This is a genomic window from Alloactinosynnema sp. L-07 (assembly GCF_900070365.1).
GTDB lineage: Bacteria > Actinomycetota > Actinomycetes > Mycobacteriales > Pseudonocardiaceae > Actinokineospora.
In genome coordinates, this window is sequence record NZ_LN850107.1 from 6,659,244 (window position 1) to 6,680,919 (window position 21,676).

Below are 21,676 nucleotides of genomic sequence, written 5' to 3' on the forward strand. Positions count from 1 at the left end.
GCTGCTGTCTCTGGACACCGTGGAGTTAGGTGATGCTAACCTAACTCCCATGACCGACGAGCGGCAGATCCTCACCGCGAGCGTGCTCGGCAGCAGCCGGGTGAGCCCGACGTTCATGCGGGTGACGATCGGCGGACCCGACCTCGAACACTTCGCGCCCCGTGGGTTCGATCAGTGGTTTCGCCTGTTCATGCCCAGGCAAGGGCAGGACGAGCTGCGGTTGCCGACCCGCGGGAGCGCCCTCTGGTACGCGCAATACCTCTTGATGGCCAAGGAGATCCGGCCGCTGGCCCGCAACTACACGGTGCGCGACTACCGCGCCGCGGGCGACGGCCGCCACGGTGACGACCCGGAGATCGACATCGACTTCGCCTGCCACGGCGACGACGCGCCTGCTTGCGCGTGGGCGACCTCGGCGACCGTGGGCACGCGGGTCGGGCTGCTCGATGAAGGTCCGAGCTACCACCCGCGGGCGGGATCGCGCTGGCACTTGCTGGCGGGCGACGAGAGTGCGCTGCCAGCGGTGCTGGGCATCCTGCGCTCGCTGCCCCGCGACGCGAGGGTCGAGGCGTTCATCGAGATCCCGCACGCCGACGACGCCCAGCTGGTCGACGCCCCGGATGGCGCCAAGATCCACTGGCTCGTCCGGCACGACCACCAGGCGCGACCGGGGAAGCTGGCGCTGCGCGCGGTGCGGGAGGCGACGTTGCCGATCGGGCCCTGCTATGCCTTCGTCGCTGGGGAATCGCAGTTGGCGACCGGCTTGCGCAGGCACCTGGTGAACGACCGGGACGTCCCCAAGGCGGACGTGACCTTCACCGGCTACTGGAAGGTCGGCCGCGCCGCGTCGAGCTGACTTCGCGGGCGGGCTTCCCAAGTGGTGGCCCGCCCCACGTCGTCAGCGGTTCGACGCGCGCTTGACGAACTCGGCGATGTCCTTGGACTGCTGTACCCGCGACGGTTCATGGACGTACATCATGTGCCCGGCCGGGTAGTAGACGACCTCGATGTTCGCTCGCAGCTCGGCGGGCACCGCCAGATGGGCCAGGGTGTGCTCGGTGGCGAAGTACGGGGTGGCGCCGTCGGTGTAGCCGGAGGCGACGTGGATCTTCAGGTGCGGGTTGGCCCGCATCACCCCGGCGAGCTTGTCGGCGACGGTCACGTGGGAGTTCTCGAACTCCTTGAACGACCAGTCCTTGTTCACCGACAGGCTCAGCACCTCGTACGGCAAGTCCTTGCGGTAGGCCAGTTCGGTGTGCAGATAGTGGTTGATCCCGGCCGTGTACGCGCCCATGATCGCCGACATCGACGGGTCCTCGCGCAGCTGCTCGTGGCCGTAGTCGGCGTCCCAGCCGGTGAAGCGGCCGTCGAGCCTGCCCACGGTCTGCTTGCGGTGGCGCAGCAGCTCGACGAAGAACCGGGTGTGCTCGATGCGCAGGTCGACCCGGTCGACGTACTCCTCGGACAGCCCCGACAGCGCGGCCACCTTGGCCACCGCTGCCGCACGGTCCTCAGTGGACAGTCGGGAGCCCTGGTGCAGCGCCCACGGGTAGTCGCGGGTGGCGAACTCCTCGGCCTCGGCCAGGACCTCGTCGAGCGGACGGTCGCCGTGCAGGCCGTGGTGGTGGGCGATCGCGGCGTAGGTCGGCAGGTAGAGCGCGTAGGGCAGGTCGTTGCCCTCGGCGAAGATGAGTGTGGAGAAGTCGAGCACCGACGAGATCAGGATCAGCCCGTTGAGGTACATCCCGTGCCTGGACTGCAGGTGCTCGGCCAGGCCGCCCGCCCGGGTGGTGCCGTAGGACTCGCCCGCCAGGAACTTCGGCGACACCCACCGGCCGTTGCGCGTGGTCCACAGCCGGATGACCTCGCCGACGGACTCGAGGTCGGCCTGGAAGCCGTGGTGGTCGCCGGGCTTCTCGCCCTTCACCGCGCGGGAGAACCCGGTCGACACCGGGTCGATGAAGACCAGGTCGCTGTGGGTCAGCAGGGTCTCCTGGTTGTCCGCCAGCCCATAGGGCGGCGGCGTCAGCGCGCCCGCGTCGCCACTCACTACCCGGCGGGGACCGAATACCCCAAGGTGCAGCCAGATGCTCGACGACCCCGGCCCGCCGTTGAAGGCGAAGGTGACCGGGCGGGTGGCCGGGTCGGCGCCGTCGAGGGTGTAGGCGGTGACGAAGACCTCCGCTTTGGGGACGTGCCCGTCGAAGGTGCCGTCGGTGACCACCTCCTTGCGCAGCACGAGCCTGCCCGTCGTGGCGGTGTAGGCCAGCTTCCGCTTGCGTACTGTCAGCGTGTGCGACGTGGTGACCAGGTCGTCGGTGGGCTCAGGGGTCGTGGGCCCGTCGGCGGTTGCGTCCATGCGCCGACCCTACGGCCTGCCCCCGCGGCACTTGGCGGAAACCGATGACAATAGACGAACTCGATCGCGCGGTAAGTGAATGTCGAGCCTGCCCCCGCCTCGTCGCCTGGCGTGAGGAGGTCGCCAGAGTCAAACGCGCGGCCTTCCGCGACGAGGAATACTGGGGCAGACCGGTTCCCGGCTTCGGCCCACCCACCGCGAGGGTCGCCATCATCGGCCTGGCCCCCGCCGCCCACGGCGCCAACCGCACCGGCCGCATGTTCACCGGCGACCGCTCCGGCGACTTCCTTTACGCCGCACTGCACGCGGTCGGCCTGGCCTCCCAGCCCACCTCGGTGTCGGCGGACGACGGGCTGGAGCTGTACGGGGTGCGGATCACGGCCCCGGTGAAGTGCGCGCCCCCGGCCAACAAGCCGACGCCGCTGGAACGGGACACGTGCAGGCCGTGGCTGTCGCAGGAACTTGAGTTGCTCCGGCCGACTTTGCGGGCGGTGGTCGTCCTCGGGGCTTTCGGCTGGCAGGCGGCACTGCCGGTGTTGGGTCGGTTCTGGGAGGTGGGGCGGCCTCGGTTCGGGCACGGGGTGGGGTACTCGGTGGCGGCGGTGGATGGGGGACCCGGGTTGTTGCTGTTGGGGAGCTACCACGTGAGCCAGCAGAACACCTTCACCGGAAAGCTGACGCAGCCGATGCTGCGGGACGTACTCGTTCGCGCGGCCGTAGCGGCGGGCTTGATCTGACGTCGGCAGGCTGCCTACACCCCGACGCGGGACGCAGGCGTTGTCGCCGACCTGTTCCGCGAAAACAGCAGTTCCATGTGTCGCGGAACGGTGTAAAACGTGGAACGGAGAGCCACTAACTGCTGAGCCACTCGGTTACGACGGCCAAGAACTCGTCGGACGCGTCTCGGTGCGGTGTGTGGCCCGCGTCGATCGTGACAAGAGTGCTGTCCTTGATCATTCCCGCGTACTCGGCCAGCGCGTCCTGAGGAATCTGGCTGGTCGGGCCGCCCGCGATCACCAGCGTGCGGGCCGTGATCGCCGACAGCGCCTCCCGCCGGTTCGGTGCGGGGTTGTCGATCTGCACGCGAATGTCGCGCACGACCCGCCAGTCGTAGGGCAGGGTCTCGTCCTCCGGGTTCGGCATTGAGGCGGCGGGCGGGTCGGCGGGCACCGGGGGCCGGGGTTCCTCCAGCACCAGATCACCCACCAGGTCCGGCCGTTCGGCGGCCACGAGGGAAGCGACTACCGCGCCCATCGAGTGGCCGATCACCAGCGGCCGGTCCAGTCCGAGCAGCGTCAGCGCGTGGATCACGTCGTCGGCCATCAGTTCCAGCGAGTACGTCGGCGTCCGGTCGGACCGGCCGTGCCCCCGCAGGTCGAACGCGTGTCGGTGTACCGGCAGCGGCACCGGGTCCCAGGTCGTCGTGTCGTGGCCGAGGCCGTGGAGCAGGACAGCGGGCGCGCCGGAGCCGGAGCGGGCGCAGTTCAGGCGGACGCCGTTGGGAAGCAGCACACGATCGACACTACCCAGATCCATAGTGCTCACTGTGGAGGTCGCCATCGGGGGTCGCGCTGATCGGGCTACGCCGATCGGATGACCACTCTCGAATGGAGTAACACGGGTCGCGGGACCGGCGACGGTGGTGGTGTCGGACCTGGTCGTTGGGGCCGGGGCGGCATGGTGCAAGATCAACTTAGGGCGGGTTGGGCTTGGACGGATCACCTGATGTGATCGAACCCTGGTGAAATCTGGTCGAACTAGATCCGTTTGAGGGACTAACACCGATAGCGTCGGACAGTAAGGTGGTCGAGACGATCTGCTCTCGATCAGCGGTATTCGACGGCGTCGAGGTCAGGAATTGGGAAGATGAACGCGCAACGCGTCCGAAGGGTGATGGCGCCCGCCGCCTTCAGTGTGGCGGTCGGTTTTGTGTCCGTCGCAGGCGGGATCGCGCTCGCGGATCTGTTCCACCTGTCCGGGACAGCTTGGTTGGCCGTCCTTTTCGCGGTCGCGATCGGTTTGTCGGTCGCGGCGGGAGTGGGATGGTCGAAATTCACACTCGCCATCCGGGAAAAGGACGGTCCCGCGCTACTTCCGCCTCTTCATGGCGAGAACCGTGCCTCCGAAGGTGCACACCGCCACCGGGACCGCGACCCAGGCGCCCATGCTGTTCCGGGCCACGATCATGAACACGGACACTCCTACTAGCGCCAGGATGCCCAGCGCGAAGACCACGGCGATCAGCAGCGCCGTCAGCGCCGCCGTCTTCCGGACCCAGCCCGCGTTGTCCTCCGACATCAACTGGTGCCAGAGGATCAGTTGGGCGAGTATGCCGCTGCCTCGGCTGGTGGTCTTCGGCGGCGCGGTGACCGGCTGCTCCTGGGGTGGCCGCTGCGTGAGCGCGGCGCTTGGCTCCTCGTCCGCCGAGTCGGCGGGCGGCTGCGACCTGACCGTGGGGACCGCTCCTGTTCGGGTGTCGGGTGGCCGCCACTGAGCGGCACCTATGGGGTCGGAGAACTCGGGGGGACGCGCCTGCGTCATGCTCTGCTCCACAAGTCGGGCCGGTGCGCACCAAGATCGAAGCGCCGGTCACCGCCCGGCTGTCCGGCCCTGACGGGCGATGTCGTCGTACACGAGCTTGAGCAGGCCCAGCGAGTCCGACTCGGACAGCGTGAGCTTCTCGATGGCGAAAAAGCGGTCCCAGTACTCCGAAACGGTCTGCGAGTCGTCGTTGGTCACGTAGTCGCGGCCGAGGTTCTCCACGAACAGGACCGTCTCGATCCCGATCTCCGGTTCGAGGTCGAGCAGCATGAACGGGCCCGCCATACCGATGTGCGCGCCCTTGGCGAACGGCACGACCAGCAGGGTCACGTCGGGATCCGCGGCCGTGTCGATCAGGTGGCCGAGCTGCCGCGCCATCGCGGCCGGGCCGCCGACGACGCGCCGGATCGCGGCCTCGTCGAGAATCGTGGTGATCTTCGGCTTGCCATCGCCGAGTACCTCGCGCTGCCGTTGGAGCCGGGCCGAGACGGCGAGCTCGACCTTGGCCCTGTCCTGGTGGACGGTCTCGACGGTGGCCCGCGCGTAGTCCTCGGTCTGGAACAGGCCCGGGATGAACAGCGGATCGAACTCGCGGATGTGGGTGGCCGCGCTCTCGTAGGCGAGCATCCGCCGGAACGGCTGGCCGATGACCTCGGCGTAGGGCGCGTGCCACGGCTGCGCGCGGCTCTGTTTCGCCATCGCGATCATCTTCGCCAATTCGGCGGCGTCGGTGACGCCGTAGGCGGCGAGTGTGGCCTTGAGGTCGGCGGTGGTGAGGCCCACCGTCGCCTGCTCGATCCTGATCATCTTCGACACCGACCAGTCCATCGCCAGCGCGGCCTGGAGCTGCGTCATGCCCGCTTTCTCGCGGTAGCCCCGCAGCTTTCGGCGCACAAGGCTGTCGAGCAGATCGGGGTCATAAGGTCGGGTCATGGTCCTTCCTCTCGTCGGCCAACTATTACTCCCGGTCACTCACACGGGGGACCTCGTCAGAGGGTCGCCACGTGGCCATCTGACACCTGGCTACCACTCTATCGTGGGAATTTAGCACGCGCGGAGCGACGACACCGGGTTGGCACACCTCGGACGCGGCATAAGTTGGACACCTTTGGCGGCCTAATGGCTACAGAACGTAACCGGCGCGGCGCGTCCGGGCTACCGGAATTGGTCAACGCAGCGGATTCATCGGGGCCGATCGGAACGGGATAATCGTGATCGCCGTCTCCATGGTGGGGACGTGCGGAGGAGGGGACGATGTCGGCACCGAATGGTCCGGCTTGGCGCAAGAGCAGTCGCAGCGCCAATCACGCGTGTGTGGAAATCGCCTGGCCGAATTGCGACACCATTCGTGACTCGAAGAGTCCGGGGCGGACGCTGGGGATTTCGCGGTATTCGGTCACACGGCTGATCGCGTTTGTCCGGCTGTGACGCCGGTACGCGCTTTCGGCTCGGCCGGGAACAGGATCTGATCGCTTCTGTCGCCGGGGTGGTGCATGCTCGGCGCATGAGGTCACGACTGCCCGCGCTGCTGGTGGTGGCCGCGATGCTGGTGCTCGCGGTCGCCGTGGCGCGGGGGGAGTCGGGGATCCCGCGGGGTGCGCCGCTGGGGACGGTGTCGGATCCGCCGGACAGTTCGGTGACCCCGCCGGACGACCGGCCGGAGCGCGACTTCCTCCTCGACCTGATCGCGGGCGTCACCACCGGCGCGCTGCTGCTGTTGGTCGCGGCCATGCTGCTGATCGGGGCCGCGGCGATCCTGGCGGGTCTCACGCGGCGCAAGCGGCTGCCGCGGCTGCGGCAGGCCGTCGAGTTCGTCGAGGCGGAGAGCGCTGAGCCGGGCATGTCGGTGCTGGAGCTGGCGGCCGCGGCGAAGTCGGCCAGGGTCGTGTTGAGCAGGCGCGCGGGCGGTCCGCCCGCCGACGCGATCGTGGCGGCTTGGCTGGTCTTGGAGGACGCCGCCGCCGCGGCGGGCACGCGACGGGCAGCGCATGAGACGCCCACGGAGTTCGTCGCGCGAATCCTGGCCGCGCATCGGGTCGACGCCGTCGAGTTGCGGGATCTGTACCACCGCGCGCGGTTCGGAGCGACGGTCACGGCGCTGGACGTGGCGGCGGCCGACCAGGCGTTGTCGCGGGTGGAGGAAACCCTCACCGGAGCGCGCCGATGACTGCCGGTCGGAGCTGGTTCATCGCGTTGCTCGCGGGAGCGGTCGTGGCCGCGCTGGCGGTGTGGCCGGGCAACATCCCGGTGTTCTGGGCGGTCGGGATCGGCGTCCCGGTCGCCGCGGTCACCCTTCTCGGCGCGCGGTACGCGGGACCGCTCGATCCATTGTGGAGCGCCGTGCCCGACGGCGCGGGGCCCGCGACCGAACTCCAGGCGGCCAATCTGGCCGGCAGGCTCGCCGAGGCCGCCGACGACCAGCCCCGGTTCGTTACTCGGATCCAGCCGCGATTGCACCGGCTCGCCACCGCCGCCCTGCGGGAACGTGGACTGTCCGATATGGACTCAGAAGCCGCGAAAGCGTTCCTGGGAGCCGAATTGCACTCCGTACTCACCTCGCCCAGAGCGAACCTCCCGCCGCCCGATCGGCTGGCCGCCATGCTCGACCGACTGGAGCGCCCGTGACACCATCCACTGTGGAGGAGGCCGCCGCCGCGGTGACCAAGGCGCTGGCCGAGGTCGTCGTCGGCCGCGAGCGCACCGTCCGGCTGGCGCTGGCCGCGGTGCTCGCGGGCGGGCACGTGCTCATCGAGGACGTGCCAGGGCTGGGCAAGACCCTGCTGGCCCGCGGCATCGCCCGCGCGCTCGGCTTGGACTTCGCCCGCCTGCAGTGCACCCCCGACTTGCAGCCCGCCGACGTCACCGGGTCATTCCTGTTCGATCCCGCGACGCGCGAGTTCACCTTCCGGTCCGGACCGGTGTTCACCGGACTGCTGCTGGCCGACGAGATCAACCGGACCCCGCCGAAGACCCAGTCGGCGCTGCTGGAGGCCATGCAGGAGCGGCAGGTCACCGTCGAGGGCCGCACGTTCCCGCTGGCCCGCCCGTTCCACGTCGTGGCCACGGCCAACCCGATCGAGTACGAGGGCACCTACCCGCTGCCCGAGGCCCAGCTCGACCGCTTCCTGCTGCGCCTGGATGTCGGCTATCCGCCCGCCGAGGAAGAGGTCGAGATCCTGCGCCGCAGGCTGTCGCGCCGCACCGAGGACGCCGAGGTCAGCCAGGTCGTCGACGCCGCGGCGGTGCTCGACCTGCAGGCCGCGGTCGAGTTGGTCGACGTCGACGAGGACGTGCTGCGCTACTGCGTCGATCTGGCCAGGGCCACCCGCGCCCATCCGGCCGTCGAGGTGGGCGCCTCGCCACGCGGGTCGCAGGCGTTGTTGCTGGTGGCCAGGGCCCTCGCGGTGATCGCCGGACGGGACTTCGTGCTGCCCGAGGACGTCAAGGAGTGCGCGGTCGCGGCGTTGGCCCACCGGCTGACGCTGCGGGCGGAGACCTGGAGCAGCGGGGTCAGCGGGGCGGCCGTGGTGACCGAGCTGCTCGCCTCGGTCCCCGGCCCGCCGAGCAGCGCGGGCCGATGAGCGGCCGGGTGCTCGCCTGGGCACGGGCCCGGCGGGCGGCGGGAACGGCGGGGTGGCGGGGCACCGACGCCTTGGTCCGCGGCGCGGTCGGCGGGCTCGGGTTGGTCGCGCTCGGGGTCGTGCTGCACCGGTTCGAGCTGCTGCTGATCGGCGCCCCGCTGCTGGTCAGCACGGTTCTCGCGCTGGCGGTCCCGGTCGGCGAGGCGCCTGTGCCCAAGGCCGAGCGGCTGCCCCGGACGGTCGAGGCGGGCGACGACGCGCGGCTGACGATCCGGGTCGACGCCGGACCCGGGGTGGAGTTCCTCGCCGTGCGGCTGCCCACCCCGGACAACCCGGCGGTCGGGCCCGTCCAACTGCTGCCCGGCCAGGTCCACGCGGTGCGGGCCCGGCTGCGGTGGAACGCCTGGGGCGAGGGGGTCGATGTCCGTCCCGACCACCTCGCCGCGGGCCGTGACGCGCTGCTGATCTCCGGGCCGGTGACCGGGTCGGAGAGCCGACGGACCGTGCTTCCCCCGGTCACGGCGCTGCCGCCGGGGCCGCTGCCGTCGCGGATCGCAGGGCTGGTGGGCGTGCACCGGTCGGCCCGGCCGGGTGACGGCACCGAACTGCGCGCCATCCGGCCGTTCCAGCCCGGCGACCGGGTCCGCCGGGTCGACTGGCGGGTCACCCTGCGCGCGGGGGCGGCGACCGGCCAGTTACTCGGCCCGGGCACCCTGCACGTACGGGAGCGGCACGCCGAGGCCGACGCCGAACTTGTGCTCGCGATCGACTCGCGGACCGACGTCGTCCCCGAGATCGCCAAGTGGTCCTCCGGCGACGGCGACGCCGCGGTACGCCCCGGCGGCACGCTGGACGCGTCCGTGCGGGCCGTGGCCGCGCTGGCGGCCGGGTTCCTGCGGCAGGGGGACCGGGTGGGCTTGGTCGACCTCGGCAGGCCGCAGCTCGGGCTCGCGCCGGGCGTCGGTCACCGGCACCTGCTGCGGATCCGGCACCAGCTCGTCGCCTGTTCCCGGTCGGCGGGGTGGGCGCCCAAACCGGTGCTGCGCCAGGTTCCGTCCGGCGCGGTGGTGTTGGTGCTCTCACCGTTCCTCGACGACGCGATCGCCGACTGCGTCCTGCACGCGGCCCGGCGCGGCCAACGGGTCATGGCGGTGGACATGCTTCCGCGCTTAGTCCCGGACACGGCTTCGGCGTGGGGGGAGGTCGTCCGGCAGATCGTCGCGGGCGAGCACCGAGCCAGACTCGCCGCGATCCGCGGCCAGGGCGTTCCCGTCCTGTCGTGGTCCGACGGCGCCACCGTGGCCGCCACCCTCCGCCGCCTCCGGAGACGCCGATGACACCCGGGAGTAAGTGGGTGGTGCCAGTGGCATCCGGGAGTAAATGGGTGGTGCCGATGACACCCGCGAGTAAGTGGCCCGGGAGTAAGTCGGAGATGACACCCCGAAAGCACGTCCGTCGGCAGCGCAGCCCCCACCCTGCGCTCGGTCCCCTCGGTGGCGACCGTGTCGACCCCGGCCTTGGTGCGCGCTTTGTGCGCCTGGTCCACCACTTCCGGCGACGGCTTCCAGCTTCGGAACGGGTGCAGCCTTCGGCGTGGGGCGAGGTCGTCGCGGGCGAGCACCGAGCCAGACTCGCCGCGATCCGCGGCCAGGGCGTTCCCGTCCTGTCGTGGTCCGACGGCGCCACCGTGGCCGCCACCCTCCGCCGCCTCCGGAGACGCCGATGACACCCGGGAGTAAGTGGGTGGTGCCGATGACACCCCGCAAGCATGTCCGTCGGCAGCGCAGCCCCCACCCTGCCCAGGGGGAACGGCCCTTGGCCAGTCTATCGGGAGGTGCTGACAGTGGATCTTGATTCTGGTCGGCACGCAGGCGGATTGGGGATAACCAAGTCCCCTGATCGGGCGATGTTCGACGTCGGTTCCGGTGTCTCCGCGAACTGGCTGCGGGTCGTGATCGCCCTGGTGTGCGGTGGCATTCTCGTCGACATCGCCCGCCACGGCGTGGGACCGCTCCCGTTCGGCTTCGCGGTCACGCTTGCCGTGGCGTGTGTGTTCATCCCGGCCTCGCCCGCGCCGCTGCTGTTGATCTGCGTCGCCGCCGCCGCGCTCACCGCGACCGTGGACAGCCCGTTCGCCCCTGGCGTGTTGGTCCTGCTGCCGCTGGTCCACCTGCTGCACCTGTCGTGCGCGATCGCCGCGTTGTTGCCGCGCCGTGCCCGGATCGCCCTCGCCGCCCTGCGCGGTCCGCTTCGGCGGGCGGCGGTCACTCAGGCCGTTGTCTGGCTGATGGTGCTGGTCGGCGCGCTTGTCCCGGTGGGGCGCACACCGATGATCTTGGAACTGGCCGGACTGCTTTCGATCGCCGGGATAGCGGTCGTCGTCATCGTTCTCGACCGGGCCCGCTGATCGCGCGATATGGGTCACATCCTGCGGAAACAGGGCAGCGACCCCGGTCACATCAGCCCAGGGGCGCCTCGCGTGCGCGTGTTTCCAGTGCGACTATTGAGCCATGGCGAACGGAAAAGAGCCGACCCGAATCCTCATCCTCGGTGGCGGATATGTGGGCCTCTACACCGCGCTCGGCCTGCAGCGGAAGCTGCGGTCGGGTGAGGCTTCGGTGACGGTCATCGATCCCCAGCCGCACATGACCTACCAGCCGTTCCTCCCCGAGGCGGCCGCGGGCGCCATCGAGCCCCGTCACGTCGTGGTGCCGCTGCGCCGGGCGCTCAAGCGCTGCCACGTGATCACCGCGCGGGCCACCAAGATCGAGCACGCGCGCAAGGCCGTGACGATCGAGGCCGCCGACGGCCACATCGAGGAACTGGGCTACGACGTGCTCGTCGTCGCGCTCGGCTCGGTGGCCCGGCTGCTGCCGATCCCCGGGCTGGTGGAGAACGGCATCTCGTTCAAGACCATCGGCGAGGCCATCTACCTGCGCAACCACGTCATGACCAAGCTGGACGAGGCCGACAGCACGCTCGACCCCGAGCTGCGCAAGCGGCTGCTGACGTTCACCTTCGTCGGCGGCGGCTTCGCGGGCATCGAGGCGCTCGGCGAGCTCGAGGACATGGCCCGCTTCGCCACCAAGTACTACAAGAACATCGAGCCGGAGGACCTGCGGTTCGTGCTCGTCGAGGCCGCGGGCCGGGTGCTGCCCGAGGTGCGCGAGAGCCTCGGCGTCTACACCGTGATGCAGCTGGAGAAGCGCGGCATCGAGGTCTACCTGTCGACGCTGGCCAAGTCCTTCGAGGGCGGCCGGGTCGTGCTGTCCGACGGCACCGAGTTCGACAGCGACACCATCGTCTGGACCGCGGGCGTCAAGTCCAACCCGGTCCTGGCGTCCTCGGATCTCCCGCTGACCAAGCAGGGCAGGCTGCGCGCCACCGCGGCGATGCGGGTCGAGGGCCTGTCCGACGCGTGGACCGCGGGCGACAACGCCGCCGTGCCTGACCTTTCGCGCACGGAGGAAGACCCGACCGCGATCTGCCCGCCGAATGCCCAGCACGCGGTCCGCCAGGCCCGCCTGCTCGCCAAGAACATCATCAAGGGGATGCGCGGCGGCGAGCCGAAGGACTACTTCCACAAGAACCTCGGCTCGGTGGCCAGCCTCGGCCTGCACAAGGGCGTCGGCGATGTGTTCGGAGTCAGGGCAAAGGGCCTCATCGCCTGGGGAATGCACCGCGCCTACCACGTGAAAGCCATGCCGACGTTCAACCGCAAGGTTCGGATCACTTTGGACTGGTTAACCGGCGGACTGTTCCGGCGCGAGGTCATCTCAATGGGGCAAATCAACGATCCGAAGGCGGAGTTCGCCAGGGTTTCGCGGGGCTGACGGCAAACGGCCCAAAGAGACTGGGCCAGCCGGCCTGAAAGCGGAGAAACCGGTCCCGAGCTGCTCTATCGCGCCTTAGGCTGCGGCTGCCCCCGTAGCCCAACAGGCAGAGGCAGTCCCCTTAAAAGGGATGTAGTGCCGGTTCGAATCCGGTCGGGGGCACCAAGCACGACCACCCGAGATCGGCCCCTCACCAGTGAAAACGTGGTGAGGGGCCGATCTGTCGTTCCCGGCGGAATCCGCACGATCCGGGGTCTGTGCCGAATACGTGCCGACCCGGTTGGCTACTGCTTGGGGTCGGGTCGCAACGTCCGGTTGATACGTTCGTGGTTCACGTCTTCCTGTCCAGGTCAGCTGCACACATTCGCTGTGATGGCACATCCACTTGAAGACATGCGACGCCGGGTCGGGGCGCGGTATACGTTCGGTCGCCCGGCGCCCACGGTGGGCGTCGGGGTGACTGTCTCTTGTGGACCGCGTGAACACGACTGGCCGGTATCCGCACACCGGCGTCCACAGTGCACCGGCCGTGGCCGGCTAAGCTCGCCGGGTGGCGGAGTATCGGATCGACGATCTTGCGCGCGCGGCGGGCACCTCCGTGCGCAACGTGCGCGTCTACCAGGACCGGGAGCTGTTGGCGCCGCCCGTGCGCCGCGGCAGGACGGCCATCTACGGCGACGCGCACCTGTCGCGGCTGCGGCTGATCCTCAACATGCTCGACCGCGGCTACGCCTTCGCCCAGATCAAGGAGATGCTCGACGCCTGGCAGTCCGGGCACAGCCTCGCCGACGTGCTCGGGCTGGAGGAGGCGACCGGCGCGGCGTGGTCGCACGAGCAGCCCGCGGTCATCCCGATGACCGACCTGGTGCGCATGTTCGGCACCCAGCTCACCCCGTCCAACATCGCCAAGGCGCTGGAGTTGGGCGTCCTCGAACGGCACGGCGTGCACTTCGTCGCGCCGAGCCCCAAGCTTCTGGAGACCGGTCGTGAGCTGGTCGCCCTCGGCGTGCCGCTGGCCGAGGCGCTGGCCCTGGCCAACGAGATCCAGGGCGAGACCGACCGGATCACGGCGATGCTCGTCGGGATGGTCCGCAGGTACATCCTCGACCCCAAAGGCCCGGATTGGCTACCGAGCGGTGATGAGCTGCCACGCTTCGCTGATGTGGTCAGCCGACTCCACCCACTGGTTATGACGGCGATGTCCGCGGCCGTCGACAGGTCAGCCAGGCGGATGATTCCGCAGGTCATGGGCGATCGGATCATCGCGCTCGCGGAGCGTATCCGGGCCCAACGAGCCCGCTAGGCGCAACCGATCGGGCTGCTAGCTCTTGCAAGCCTGTCAATGGCGGTTGTAACGTTCGTCGTTGTCACGTAACGCCCGTGAAACCAGCCCGAGGCTTGGCCGTCGGATGGTGTGACCTCGATGGGGAGTCGCCATGGCCAGCGTTCCGCTCCGGTTCCCGGAGACCGCCTCACGTCTGGTGGTCCGCCGCCGGACCGTCCGCGCCGACGGGGTGGACCTCGCGGTGTTCGAACAGGGCGACCCGACCGACCAGACGATCCTGCTGGTCCACGGCTTCCCTGACACCCATCGGCTGTGGGACGGGGTGGCCGACCGGCTGGCCGAGACCTACCACGTCGTGCGCTACGACGTGCGCGGCGCGGGCGAGTCGACCGCCCCGCGCGGGCGTTCCGGCTACGCCATCGACAAGCTCGCCGAGGACCTGTTCGCCGTGGCCGACGCCGTCAGCCCCGACGGCCCGCTGCACTTGGTCGCGCATGACTGGGGCTCGATCCAGGCCTGGGAGCCGGTCACCGACCCCCGCGCCGCCGGTCGGATCGCCTCGTTCACCTCGATCTCCGGGCCCAGCCTCGACCACGCCGCCTTCTGGCTGCGGAGCAAGCTCTCGAAGCCGACGCCCGCCAACCTGGCCAAGGTCGTGCGCCAGGCCGTCAGCTCTTGGTACATCTACCTGCACCACCTGCCCGTGCTGCCCGCCCTGGCGTGGCGCACGGTCATCGGGCCGAACTGGGCGACGCTGCTGCGGCGGGTCGAGGGGATCAAGCCAGAACCCGGCCACCCGGCGCCCACCATGCCCGCCGACGCGGCCCGCGGCGTGCAGCTCTACACCGCCAACATGCTGCCCAGGCTGCGCAAGCCCACCGAGCGGCGGACCGACGTGCCGGTGCAGATCATCATCCCGACCCGCGACAAGTTCGTCTCGCCCGACCTGTCCGACGGCGTCGAGCGCTGGGTCGGCCGGGTATGGCGGCGCAGGCTCGTGGCCGGGCACTGGGCGCCCGCGTCGCACCCCGACGCCGTCGCGCGGATGGTCGACGAGTTCGTCGACCACATCGACGGCAGGCCCATGACCCGTGGCCTGCAACGGGCCACCGGAGCCGATGACTTCACCCACAGCCTCGTCGTCATCACCGGCGCGGGCCGGGGCATCGGACAGGCCACCGCGCGCGCCTTCGCCGCCCGCGGCGCCGAGGTGGTCGTGGCCGACCTCGACCTCGCCGCCGCCAAGGAGACCGCCGCGTCCATCGGCCCCGCCGCGTACCCCTACCAGGTCGACGTCGCCGACGAAGCCGCCATGCAAGCCTTCGCCGAGGCCGTGACCGAAGAACATGGCGTGCCGGACGTGGTCGTGAACAACGCGGGCATCGGGATGGCCGGGGCGTTCCTGGACACCACGGCCGACGAGTGGCGCCGGGTGCTCGACGTCAACCTCCTCGGCGTGGTGCACGGCTGCAAGGTCTTCGGCGCGCTGATGGCCGAGCACGGCGAGGGCGGCGCCATCGTCAACCTGGCCTCGGCCGCCGCCTACACCCCGCACCGCGCCATGTCGGCCTACGCGGCGAGCAAGGCCGCGGTGCTGATGCTTTCCGACTGTGTCCGCGCGGAACTGGCCGACCACGGGATCACTGTCAGCGCGATCTGCCCCGGCATCGTGGCCACCGACATCACCAACACCACCCGGTTCGCGGGCACCGACGACGTCGAGCAGCAGCGGCTGCGGCAGAAGGCCACCAAGTCCTACGCCCGGCGCGGCTTCGGCCCCGAGCGGGTCGCCGCCGACATCGTCCGCGCGGTCGAGCGGGGCACCGCGGTCGTCCCGGTGACGGCGGAGGCCAAGATCGCCCGCCTCGGCGCCCGGTTCGCCCCCGGCCTCATGCGGGCCGCGGCGCGGATGGACGTGGTGCGCTGATGGACGAGAACCTGGTTCTGCACCCGCGCAACGTCCGGTTCGACTGGTCGTCGGTCCCGCTGCACTGGGTGCCCGGCGAGCCGCTGACCACGCACACGATCAACACGCTGCACCTGGTGCTGCCCGAGGGCGAGCGCTGGTTCGTCGAGGTGTTCCGCCAGGCGCTGCCGCTGATCACCGACGAGGTGCTGCGCGAGGACGTCGCGGGCTTCATCGGCCAGGAGGCCATGCACGCCGAGGCCCACCAGGGCGCCGCCGACCACCTCGCCGCCCAGGGCCTGGACCCCAGGCCGTTCGTCGCGCAGGTCGAGTGGCTGTTCCAGAAGCTGCTCGGCGACCGCGACCTGACCGGCGTGGCCAAGCACCAGTGGCTGTTGGAGCGGCTGTCGGTGATCGCCGCGATCGAGCACTTCACCGCGGTCCTCGGCCAGTGGGTGCTCAACACGAGCCCGCTGGACGAGGCGGGCGCGGACCCGGTGATGCTGGACCTGCTGCGCTGGCACGGCGCCGAGGAGGTCGAGCACCGCGCGGTCGCCTTCGACCTCTACACCCACCTCGACGGCCGCTACCTCCGCCGTATCCGCACGATGCTGGTGGTCGGCCCGGTGCTGGGCTGGTTCTTCGTCCGCTCCGCGCGCTGGCTCATGGCCAACGACCCGCTCAAGCCGGGCCCGGCCCGCTGGCGGGACTTCCTCCGCGCGTCGCGGCGGGGTCTGCTGCCGCGGCTGAGCCAGCTGATCCCCGCGCTCTGGCGCTACCTGCCGCGCGGCTACCACCCACGCGACGAGGGCGACACCGACCAGGCCGTGGCCTACCTGGCGCAGTCCCCGGCGGCGAAGGCGGCGAGCTGATGCGCGCGCCCACCGATCTCTACGGACGCCCGCACGCCGACCGGCTCCTGCGCGCGCTGGTGCCGGTCGTCGCGGGCTACCAGCGGCTCAGCAAGCTCAGCGCGCGCCGCCAGCCCGAGGTCGCTCCGGTCGACCGGGATCTGGTGCTGGAGGTGCGCGGGGTCGATCGCGTCGCCGAGGATGTCGTGGCGCTGCGGCTGGCCGACCCACAGGGGCGTCCGCTGCCGCGCTGGCGGTCCGGTGGTCACCTCGACGTGATCCTGGCGTCGGGTCGGCGCAGGCAGTACTCGCTGTGCGGGGACCCGCTCGACCGGATGTCGTACCGGATCGCGGTGCGGCTGGTGTCCGAGGCGGGTGGCTCGGGGGAGATGCACACCGTGACCGCGGGCGGCACGCTCACCGTGCGCGGCCCACGCAACGCATTCCCGTTCGTGGACCGCGGCCCGTACCTGTTCGTGGCGGGCGGCATCGGCATCACGCCGATCCTGCCCATGGTGCGGATGGCGGCCCGGCGCGGCACCGACTGGCGGCTTGTCTACACAGGACGGTCGCACGAGTCGATGCCGTTCCTTGACGAGCTGGCCGCGCTGCCGACGACCGACCGGGTGCGCGTGCTGGCCTCGGAATCGGTGCCCGAGGTCGCCGACCTGCTGGCGGACGCGCCGTCCGGGGCGTCGCTGTACTGCTGCGGGCCCAGCCCGATGATCGACGCCGTCCGGCGCGAGTGGACTGGACCGCTGCACTTCGAGCGGTTCTCCCCGCCGCCGGTGGTCGACGGAAAGCCGTTCGAGCTGCAGTTGGGTGTGGACGGTCCGGTGCTGCCGGTCGCGCCCGACGAGTCGGCGCTGGAAGCGCTGCGCCGGGCGCGTCCGGGCGCGGCTTACTCGTGCAGGCAAGGGTTTTGTGGAACGTGTCGGGTCGGCGTGCTCGCCGGTGCGGTCGACCACCAGGGGGCTGCGGTCCCCGACGGCTCGATGCTCGTGTGTGTCTCGCGGGCGGCGGACGAGCGCATCGTCCTGGACGTGTGAGAGGAATCGACATGATCGAGATCAACTACGAGCGCCGCGGCGCGGGCGACCCCTTGGTGCTGATCCACGGCATCGGCCACCGCTGGCAGGCGTGGACGCCCGTTCTCGACCGCCTCGCCGAGCACCACGACGTGATCGCCATCGACCTCCCGGGCTTCGGCGCGTCCCCGATGCTGCCGCCCGAATGTCGCTACGACGTCCCCAGCGCCGTCGACGCGCTGATGGAGGTCTTCGACGACCTGGGCACGCCGCGGCCGCACCTGGCGGGCAACTCGCTGGGCGCCATGCTGTCGCTGGAGATCGCCGCCCGCGGCGGGGCCCGGTCGGTCACCGCGCTGGCCCCGGCAGGCTTCTGGACCGCCCGCGACCGCGCGTGGGCGATCAACATCCTGCGGATGGTCCGCGCCTCCGGCCGCACCCCGCTGATGCGTTCCGCGCTGGCCGCGCGCAAGCCGCTGCGGATGATCGGCGGAAGCATCCTTTTTGGACACCCGTCGCACATCGGCGCCCAGGACATGCTGGGAGACCTGGAATCCATGGTCGCCGCCCCCGGCTTCGACGCCATCGTCGCGGCGGGCGCCGACAGCTACGTCTACGCGGCGGGCACGCCCACCGTCCCGGTCACCGTGGCGTGGGGCTCCCGCGACCGGGTCCTCTGGCCCCGCCAGGCCCGCCGGGCCGCCGAACTGCTCCCGGCGGCCCGGCACGTGCGGCTGCCCGGCTGCGGCCACGTCCCGATGGGCGACGACCCGGCCGCGGTGGCCAGGCTGATCCTGGAGACCTGCGCCGAAGGTGCGCTGGAAAAGGCCGCCTGAGTCTTGAATACTGCGCCCCGTGCGAACACTGGTGGCGTGGGTGTTGGGTCTGGTCGGCGCGGCGGCGGCGGGCTATGGGGTGACCCGCCCCTGGTTTGAGGACCGGATAGGCACCAGCCTCCCGCTGGCGGACCTGTTCGGCGGCGTCGAACGGGACTCGGCGTCGCTGTTGACGTCGATGGTCGTGCCGATCGGGATCGCGGTGATCCTGGCCGTCCTGGGCCTGCTGCGGTCGGGCGTGCTGCTGCGGGTGGGCGCGGGCCTGTTGGCGCTGGTCACCGTGGTGTGGGTGCTCCAGGCCCGCCAGGCCGTCGACATCGCCGACCTTCAGTCCGGCGTCTGGAACGTCGCCTTCGGCAGCCTGTTGTTGCTGGTGGCAAGCGCCCTGCGCTGAGTTACTGCGCGGGCGAGGTGTTGCGCTGCTGCGGGGTCGGGCGCCGCAGCGGCGCCGTTGTGTCACCCCTGTCGGATAGTGCCGCGGGAGTGTCGGGCGTCAGTTCCGCCTCGGCCTCCAGCGGCTCCAGCAGCGCTGTGCTCTGCGTCAACAGGTCGTAGGTCCCGCGCAGGCGCCCGGCCAACTGTTCCCGCAGCGCCGTCAATCGCTCGACGTGGCTGGTGGCCACGGCGATGCGCTTGTCGGCTTCGTCCGTCGCCTCCTGGACCCGGCGGCGGGCTTCCTCGGAGCTGGCGGTGCGCGCGGTCTCGATCTCGCGGTGGAGTTCGGCGCGCTTGCCGGACATGTCTTCCTGGAACTGCTGCTCGACGCGCTGGCGTTCGCGTTCGGTCTGCTCGTCGATCTGCTTCTGCTGCGCCTCGGCGGCGGTGGTCATGGCCTCGACCTTGGCCTGGGCGTCGGTCATGATCGTCTGGTGCTTGGTGTGGATCTCGTCGTGCTGGCGGTCGAGATCGGCGAGCAGCTTCGTGTACCGCTCGCGCAGGGCCGTTGAGGCCTCCTCGGCCGCCGACCACGCCGAGTCGGCGGCGGCCTGGGCGCGGGTGGTGATCTCCGTGGCCTGGACCTTCGCCATCTCGACCGCGCGGGTCGCGCGTTCCTGGGCGTTGGGGGCAGACGCGGCCGCGGCGGCGGTACCGATCTTGTCGAGGCGGCCGCTCAGCGTGGCGATCTCGCGCCGGGCCTGCTCCAGCCTGCCGGACAGGTCGGCGGCGGCCGCGCGGGCCTCGTCGCGTTCGGCGGCCAGGCGCAGCGAGTCGGCTTCGGTCCGCGCGACGAACTCCCGGACCTGGGTGCGGTCGTACCCGTGCCGCGCCACGGCGAAGCGATCGTGCTGTGCAGCCATGCCGCGCACGCTACCGGTGCTCACCCAAACGGCAACACCACGGGCAGCCGAACAGGTGAATCGTCACCCAGGCAGGTCATGCACGGTCGTGCCGGTGATCACCAGTGGAAGCCCCTGGTGAGGCGGATCAGCGCGCCCGCGGCGGCGGTCAGGTTGCGTTCGCCCTTGCCGACCTTGATCCCGTCCTTGCCGCCCGCGGCGGTCGAGTCGGGGAAGATCCGGTAACCCTGGTAGGCAACGGCGTCAACGAGTCCCGGCGCCAGCGAGTACGCCGTGGAGATCAGCTGCCCGCTCGGCGTGCCGATGTGCTTGGGCCGGTTGACCAACGCGTCCATCACCATGTCGGCGGCCTGTTCCGGCGACTTCGTCGGGAACGCGTCGTAGATCTTGGTCGGGCGGATCATCGCGGTGCGCACCAGTGGCATGTGGATGGTGGTGAACGTGATCCCCGCGCCGTGGGTCTCGGTGGCGACGATCCTGGAGAAGTAGTCCAGCGCCGCCTTCGACGCCACGTACGCCGAGAACCGCGGCGCGATGCCCTGCACGCCGATCGACGACACGTTGACGACATGGCCGAACTTCCGCTCGGTCATGTGCGGCAGCAGCGCCAGGATCAGCCGCACCGCGCCGAAGTAGTTGATCGCCATCGCGCGCTCGTAGTCGTGCATCCGGTCATACGACAGCCGCACCGCCCGCCGGATCGACCGGCCCGCGTTGTTGACCAGCATGTCCACACTCGGCTGCTCGGCCAGCATCCGCGACACCGTCTTGGCCACCGACTCGTCGTCGGTCAGGTCGCACGGGTACACGAACGCGTGCCCGCCCGCCGCGGCGATCTCCGCGCGCACCTCCTCCAGTTCGGCCTCGCGCCGGGCCACCAGCAGCGGCACGCCACCGCCCGCGGCGATCTTGAGCGCGGTCGCCCGGCCGATGCCCGACGACGCGCCGGTGATCACGACCCGGCGTCCGTCGAGGCCGCCGCGACGGCCCTCGCGGCGGGCGCGGAACGGGTCGAGGTGCTCGCGCCAGTAGCGCCACAGCACGTCGGCGTAGTCGCCCAGCCGAGGCACTTCGAGTCCGCTGCCCGCCAGCGCCGCGCGGGTGGCGGTCGAGTCGAAGCGCGGCTCGAAGGTGAGCGTGGTCAGCAGCACCGGCGGGATGCCCAGCCGGTCGAGCACGGCGTCGCGCGCGATCGACACCCCTGGCACGTTCTCCGCGAACTTGATCAACCCGACCAGCGGGTTGCTCAGCCTGCGCGGCAGCGCGCCCGCCGCCACCGGGGCGCCCGCGGCCTTGGCGAAGGCGTTGTAGACCTCCTTGGCCGACTGCGGCGTCGGATTGACCAGGTGGAACGCGCGGCCGTCGAGCCCAGGCTGGTTGACCAGGTGGACCATGGCCTTGGCGACGTAGTCGACCGGGACGATGTTGGTGTCGCCGATGTCGGGCACCACCAGCGGCACGTTCGGCACGCCGTCCAATCGCGACAGCGCGGAAAAGAAGTAGTACGGGCCGTCGATCTTGTCCATCTCACCGGTGCCGGAGTGCCCGACGACGATCGCGGGCCGGTAGACCCGCCACGGCACCTTGGTCTGGGTGCGGACCAGCCGCTCGGACTCGAACTTGGTGCGGTGGTAGGCGGTCACGAGCCGCTGGCCCGCGTCGAACATGTCCTCGGTGAACTTGCCGCGGTAGTCGCCAGCGACCGCGACCGACGACACGTGGTGCAGACACCCGGCGCCCAGCTCGCCCGCGAGGTCGATCACGTGCCGGGTGCCGTCGACGTTGGCGGTCACGCTGGTCTCGTCGTCGGCGGTGACGTCGTAGAGGGCGGCGAGGTGGACCACGTGGTCGACGCCGGTCAGCTCGACGAGCTGGTCCGCGGCGATGCCCAGGCCCGGCTGGGAGACATCGCCGACGACAGTGCGCACCCGGTCGGCCGACGGCCAGCCGCGCGCGGCCCGGTCGAGCCGCTCGCGCGACTGCTCACGGACCAACAGCCACACACGGTCGACGTCGTCGCGTTCGAGCACCTCGCGCACGAAGTGCCTGCCGATGAGCCCGGTCGCGCCAGTCACCAAGTAAGTCGCCATGGAGCTGTCCTCTCCGTGTGCGTCATCAGTCCATGAGCATCTCACTGTCCGTCGTTGTTGGAAAACGA

The 21,676-nt window shown here is 70.6% G+C and carries 21 protein-coding genes and 1 tRNA gene; 16 read left to right on the top strand and 6 right to left on the bottom strand.

The window, feature by feature from the left end; genetic code table 11:
* The first annotated feature begins 49 nt into the window (after nt 1-49).
* Complete coding sequence (locus tag BN1701_RS30430; protein ID WP_054054522.1) at nt 50-856, top strand: siderophore-interacting protein; 807 nt, start codon at nt 50-52, stop codon at nt 854-856.
* Between the two features lie 42 nt (nt 857-898).
* On the opposite strand, the gene BN1701_RS30435 is transcribed toward BN1701_RS30430, so the two are convergent.
* Nucleotides 899-2,359, bottom strand: coding sequence for a S10 family peptidase (locus tag BN1701_RS30435; protein ID WP_054054524.1), 1,461 nt, complete (start codon nt 2,357-2,359; stop codon nt 899-901).
* 44 nt (nt 2,360-2,403) lie between these two features.
* On the opposite strand from BN1701_RS30435, the gene BN1701_RS30440 reads away from it, so the two are divergent.
* Nucleotides 2,404-3,096 carry a uracil-DNA glycosylase gene (locus BN1701_RS30440; protein ID WP_054054526.1) on the top strand — a complete coding sequence of 231 codons (693 nt, stop codon included), beginning with the start codon at nt 2,404-2,406 and terminating at the stop codon, nt 3,094-3,096.
* Nucleotides 3,097-3,211: 115 nt separating this feature from the next.
* Here the strand turns inward: BN1701_RS30440 and BN1701_RS30445 are convergent, their stop codons facing one another.
* The 3 genes from BN1701_RS30445 to BN1701_RS30460 form a co-directional block, all read right to left on the bottom strand.
* On the bottom strand, nt 3,212-3,895 hold the full coding sequence (locus BN1701_RS30445; RefSeq protein ID WP_054054528.1) for an alpha/beta fold hydrolase: 684 nt from the start codon (nt 3,893-3,895) through the stop codon (nt 3,212-3,214).
* Nucleotides 3,896-4,447: 552 nt separating this feature from the next.
* A complete protein-coding gene (locus BN1701_RS30455; RefSeq protein ID WP_054054532.1) occupies nt 4,448-4,900 on the bottom strand; it encodes a hypothetical protein in 453 nt (150 codons plus the stop codon).
* Between the two features lie 48 nt (nt 4,901-4,948).
* On the bottom strand, nt 4,949-5,833 hold the full coding sequence (locus tag BN1701_RS30460) for a helix-turn-helix transcriptional regulator (protein WP_054054534.1): 885 nt from the start codon (nt 5,831-5,833) through the stop codon (nt 4,949-4,951).
* Between the two features lie 321 nt (nt 5,834-6,154).
* Between BN1701_RS30460 and BN1701_RS38370 the strand changes: the two genes are divergently transcribed.
* The 14 genes from BN1701_RS38370 (at nt 6,155) to BN1701_RS30525 (ending at nt 18,614) form a co-directional block, all read left to right on the top strand.
* On the top strand, nt 6,155-6,328 hold the full coding sequence (locus tag BN1701_RS38370; protein WP_082860159.1) for a DUF397 domain-containing protein: 174 nt from the start codon (nt 6,155-6,157) through the stop codon (nt 6,326-6,328).
* Between the two features lie 76 nt (nt 6,329-6,404).
* Nucleotides 6,405-7,067, top strand: a complete 663-nt coding sequence (locus BN1701_RS30465; protein ID WP_054054537.1) for a DUF4129 domain-containing protein — start codon at nt 6,405-6,407, stop codon at nt 7,065-7,067.
* Nucleotides 7,064-7,525, top strand: coding sequence for a hypothetical protein (locus BN1701_RS30470; RefSeq protein ID WP_054054540.1), 462 nt, complete (start codon nt 7,064-7,066; stop codon nt 7,523-7,525). The genes BN1701_RS30465 and BN1701_RS30470 overlap by 4 nt, the downstream gene beginning before the upstream one ends.
* Complete coding sequence (locus BN1701_RS30475; RefSeq protein ID WP_054054542.1) at nt 7,522-8,481, top strand: MoxR family ATPase; 960 nt, start codon at nt 7,522-7,524, stop codon at nt 8,479-8,481. Before BN1701_RS30470 ends, BN1701_RS30475 begins: the two co-directional genes overlap by 4 nt.
* A complete protein-coding gene (locus tag BN1701_RS30480; protein ID WP_054054544.1) occupies nt 8,478-9,818 on the top strand; it encodes a DUF58 domain-containing protein in 1,341 nt (446 codons plus the stop codon). Before BN1701_RS30475 ends, BN1701_RS30480 begins: the two co-directional genes overlap by 4 nt.
* Before the next feature lie 569 nt (nt 9,819-10,387).
* The gene (locus BN1701_RS30485) at nt 10,388-10,888 is read left to right on the top strand and encodes a hypothetical protein (RefSeq protein WP_054054546.1); all 501 of its coding nucleotides are present in this window, start codon (nt 10,388-10,390) and stop codon (nt 10,886-10,888) included.
* A gap of 103 nt (nt 10,889-10,991) precedes the next feature.
* A complete protein-coding gene (locus tag BN1701_RS30490; protein ID WP_054054548.1) occupies nt 10,992-12,314 on the top strand; it encodes an NAD(P)/FAD-dependent oxidoreductase in 1,323 nt (440 codons plus the stop codon).
* An 88-nt stretch (nt 12,315-12,402) separates the two neighbouring features.
* A tRNA-Leu gene (locus BN1701_RS30495) sits at nt 12,403-12,479 on the top strand.
* Nucleotides 12,480-12,864: 385 nt separating this feature from the next.
* Nucleotides 12,865-13,617, top strand: coding sequence for a MerR family transcriptional regulator (locus BN1701_RS30500; RefSeq protein WP_054054550.1), 753 nt, complete (start codon nt 12,865-12,867; stop codon nt 13,615-13,617).
* Nucleotides 13,618-13,750: 133 nt separating this feature from the next.
* On the top strand, nt 13,751-15,526 hold the full coding sequence (locus tag BN1701_RS30505; RefSeq protein WP_054054552.1) for an SDR family oxidoreductase: 1,776 nt from the start codon (nt 13,751-13,753) through the stop codon (nt 15,524-15,526).
* A complete protein-coding gene (locus BN1701_RS30510; RefSeq protein WP_054054554.1) occupies nt 15,526-16,377 on the top strand; it encodes a metal-dependent hydrolase in 852 nt (283 codons plus the stop codon). Before BN1701_RS30505 ends, BN1701_RS30510 begins: the two co-directional genes overlap by 1 nt.
* The gene (locus tag BN1701_RS30515; protein WP_054054556.1) at nt 16,377-17,405 is read left to right on the top strand and encodes a PDR/VanB family oxidoreductase; all 1,029 of its coding nucleotides are present in this window, start codon (nt 16,377-16,379) and stop codon (nt 17,403-17,405) included. Before BN1701_RS30510 ends, BN1701_RS30515 begins: the two co-directional genes overlap by 1 nt.
* An 11-nt stretch (nt 17,406-17,416) precedes the next feature.
* On the top strand, nt 17,417-18,220 hold the full coding sequence (locus BN1701_RS30520; protein WP_054054558.1) for an alpha/beta fold hydrolase: 804 nt from the start codon (nt 17,417-17,419) through the stop codon (nt 18,218-18,220).
* A 19-nt stretch (nt 18,221-18,239) separates the two neighbouring features.
* Complete coding sequence (locus BN1701_RS30525) at nt 18,240-18,614, top strand: hypothetical protein (RefSeq protein ID WP_157368299.1); 375 nt, start codon at nt 18,240-18,242, stop codon at nt 18,612-18,614.
* A gap of 1 nt (nt 18,615) precedes the next feature.
* Here BN1701_RS30525 and BN1701_RS30530 read toward each other — a convergent pair whose 3' ends face one another.
* Together BN1701_RS30530 and BN1701_RS30535 are read right to left on the bottom strand one after the other, a co-directional pair.
* Complete coding sequence (locus BN1701_RS30530; protein ID WP_054054562.1) at nt 18,616-19,518, bottom strand: DivIVA domain-containing protein; 903 nt, start codon at nt 19,516-19,518, stop codon at nt 18,616-18,618.
* 98 nt (nt 19,519-19,616) lie between these two features.
* Complete coding sequence (locus tag BN1701_RS30535) at nt 19,617-21,608, bottom strand: SDR family oxidoreductase (RefSeq protein WP_054054563.1); 1,992 nt, start codon at nt 21,606-21,608, stop codon at nt 19,617-19,619.
* Nucleotides 21,609-21,676: the final 68 nt, after the last annotated feature.

Bases quoted from the DNA above. Each gene is read 5' to 3' on its own strand.
- BN1701_RS30430 (WP_054054522.1), top strand. From the start codon at position 50: ATGACCGACGAGCGGCAGATCCTCACCGCGAGCGTGCTCGGCAGCAGC.
- BN1701_RS30435 (WP_054054524.1), bottom strand. From the start codon at position 2,359: ATGGACGCAACCGCCGACGGGCCCACGACCCCTGAGCCCACCGACGAC.
- BN1701_RS30440 (WP_054054526.1), top strand. From the start codon at position 2,404: ATGACAATAGACGAACTCGATCGCGCGGTAAGTGAATGTCGAGCCTGC.
- BN1701_RS30445 (WP_054054528.1), bottom strand. From the start codon at position 3,895: ATGGATCTGGGTAGTGTCGATCGTGTGCTGCTTCCCAACGGCGTCCGC.
- BN1701_RS30455 (WP_054054532.1), bottom strand. From the start codon at position 4,900: ATGACGCAGGCGCGTCCCCCCGAGTTCTCCGACCCCATAGGTGCCGCT.
- BN1701_RS30460 (WP_054054534.1), bottom strand. From the start codon at position 5,833: ATGACCCGACCTTATGACCCCGATCTGCTCGACAGCCTTGTGCGCCGA.
- BN1701_RS38370 (WP_082860159.1), top strand. From the start codon at position 6,155: ATGTCGGCACCGAATGGTCCGGCTTGGCGCAAGAGCAGTCGCAGCGCC.
- BN1701_RS30465 (WP_054054537.1), top strand. From the start codon at position 6,405: ATGAGGTCACGACTGCCCGCGCTGCTGGTGGTGGCCGCGATGCTGGTG.
- BN1701_RS30470 (WP_054054540.1), top strand. From the start codon at position 7,064: ATGACTGCCGGTCGGAGCTGGTTCATCGCGTTGCTCGCGGGAGCGGTC.
- BN1701_RS30480 (WP_054054544.1), top strand. From the start codon at position 8,478: ATGAGCGGCCGGGTGCTCGCCTGGGCACGGGCCCGGCGGGCGGCGGGA.
- BN1701_RS30485 (WP_054054546.1), top strand. From the start codon at position 10,388: ATGTTCGACGTCGGTTCCGGTGTCTCCGCGAACTGGCTGCGGGTCGTG.
- BN1701_RS30490 (WP_054054548.1), top strand. From the start codon at position 10,992: ATGGCGAACGGAAAAGAGCCGACCCGAATCCTCATCCTCGGTGGCGGA.
- BN1701_RS30505 (WP_054054552.1), top strand. From the start codon at position 13,751: ATGGCCAGCGTTCCGCTCCGGTTCCCGGAGACCGCCTCACGTCTGGTG.
- BN1701_RS30510 (WP_054054554.1), top strand. From the start codon at position 15,526: ATGGACGAGAACCTGGTTCTGCACCCGCGCAACGTCCGGTTCGACTGG.
- BN1701_RS30515 (WP_054054556.1), top strand. From the start codon at position 16,377: ATGCGCGCGCCCACCGATCTCTACGGACGCCCGCACGCCGACCGGCTC.
- BN1701_RS30520 (WP_054054558.1), top strand. From the start codon at position 17,417: ATGATCGAGATCAACTACGAGCGCCGCGGCGCGGGCGACCCCTTGGTG.
- BN1701_RS30530 (WP_054054562.1), bottom strand. From the start codon at position 19,518: ATGGCTGCACAGCACGATCGCTTCGCCGTGGCGCGGCACGGGTACGAC.
- BN1701_RS30535 (WP_054054563.1), bottom strand. From the start codon at position 21,608: ATGGCGACTTACTTGGTGACTGGCGCGACCGGGCTCATCGGCAGGCAC.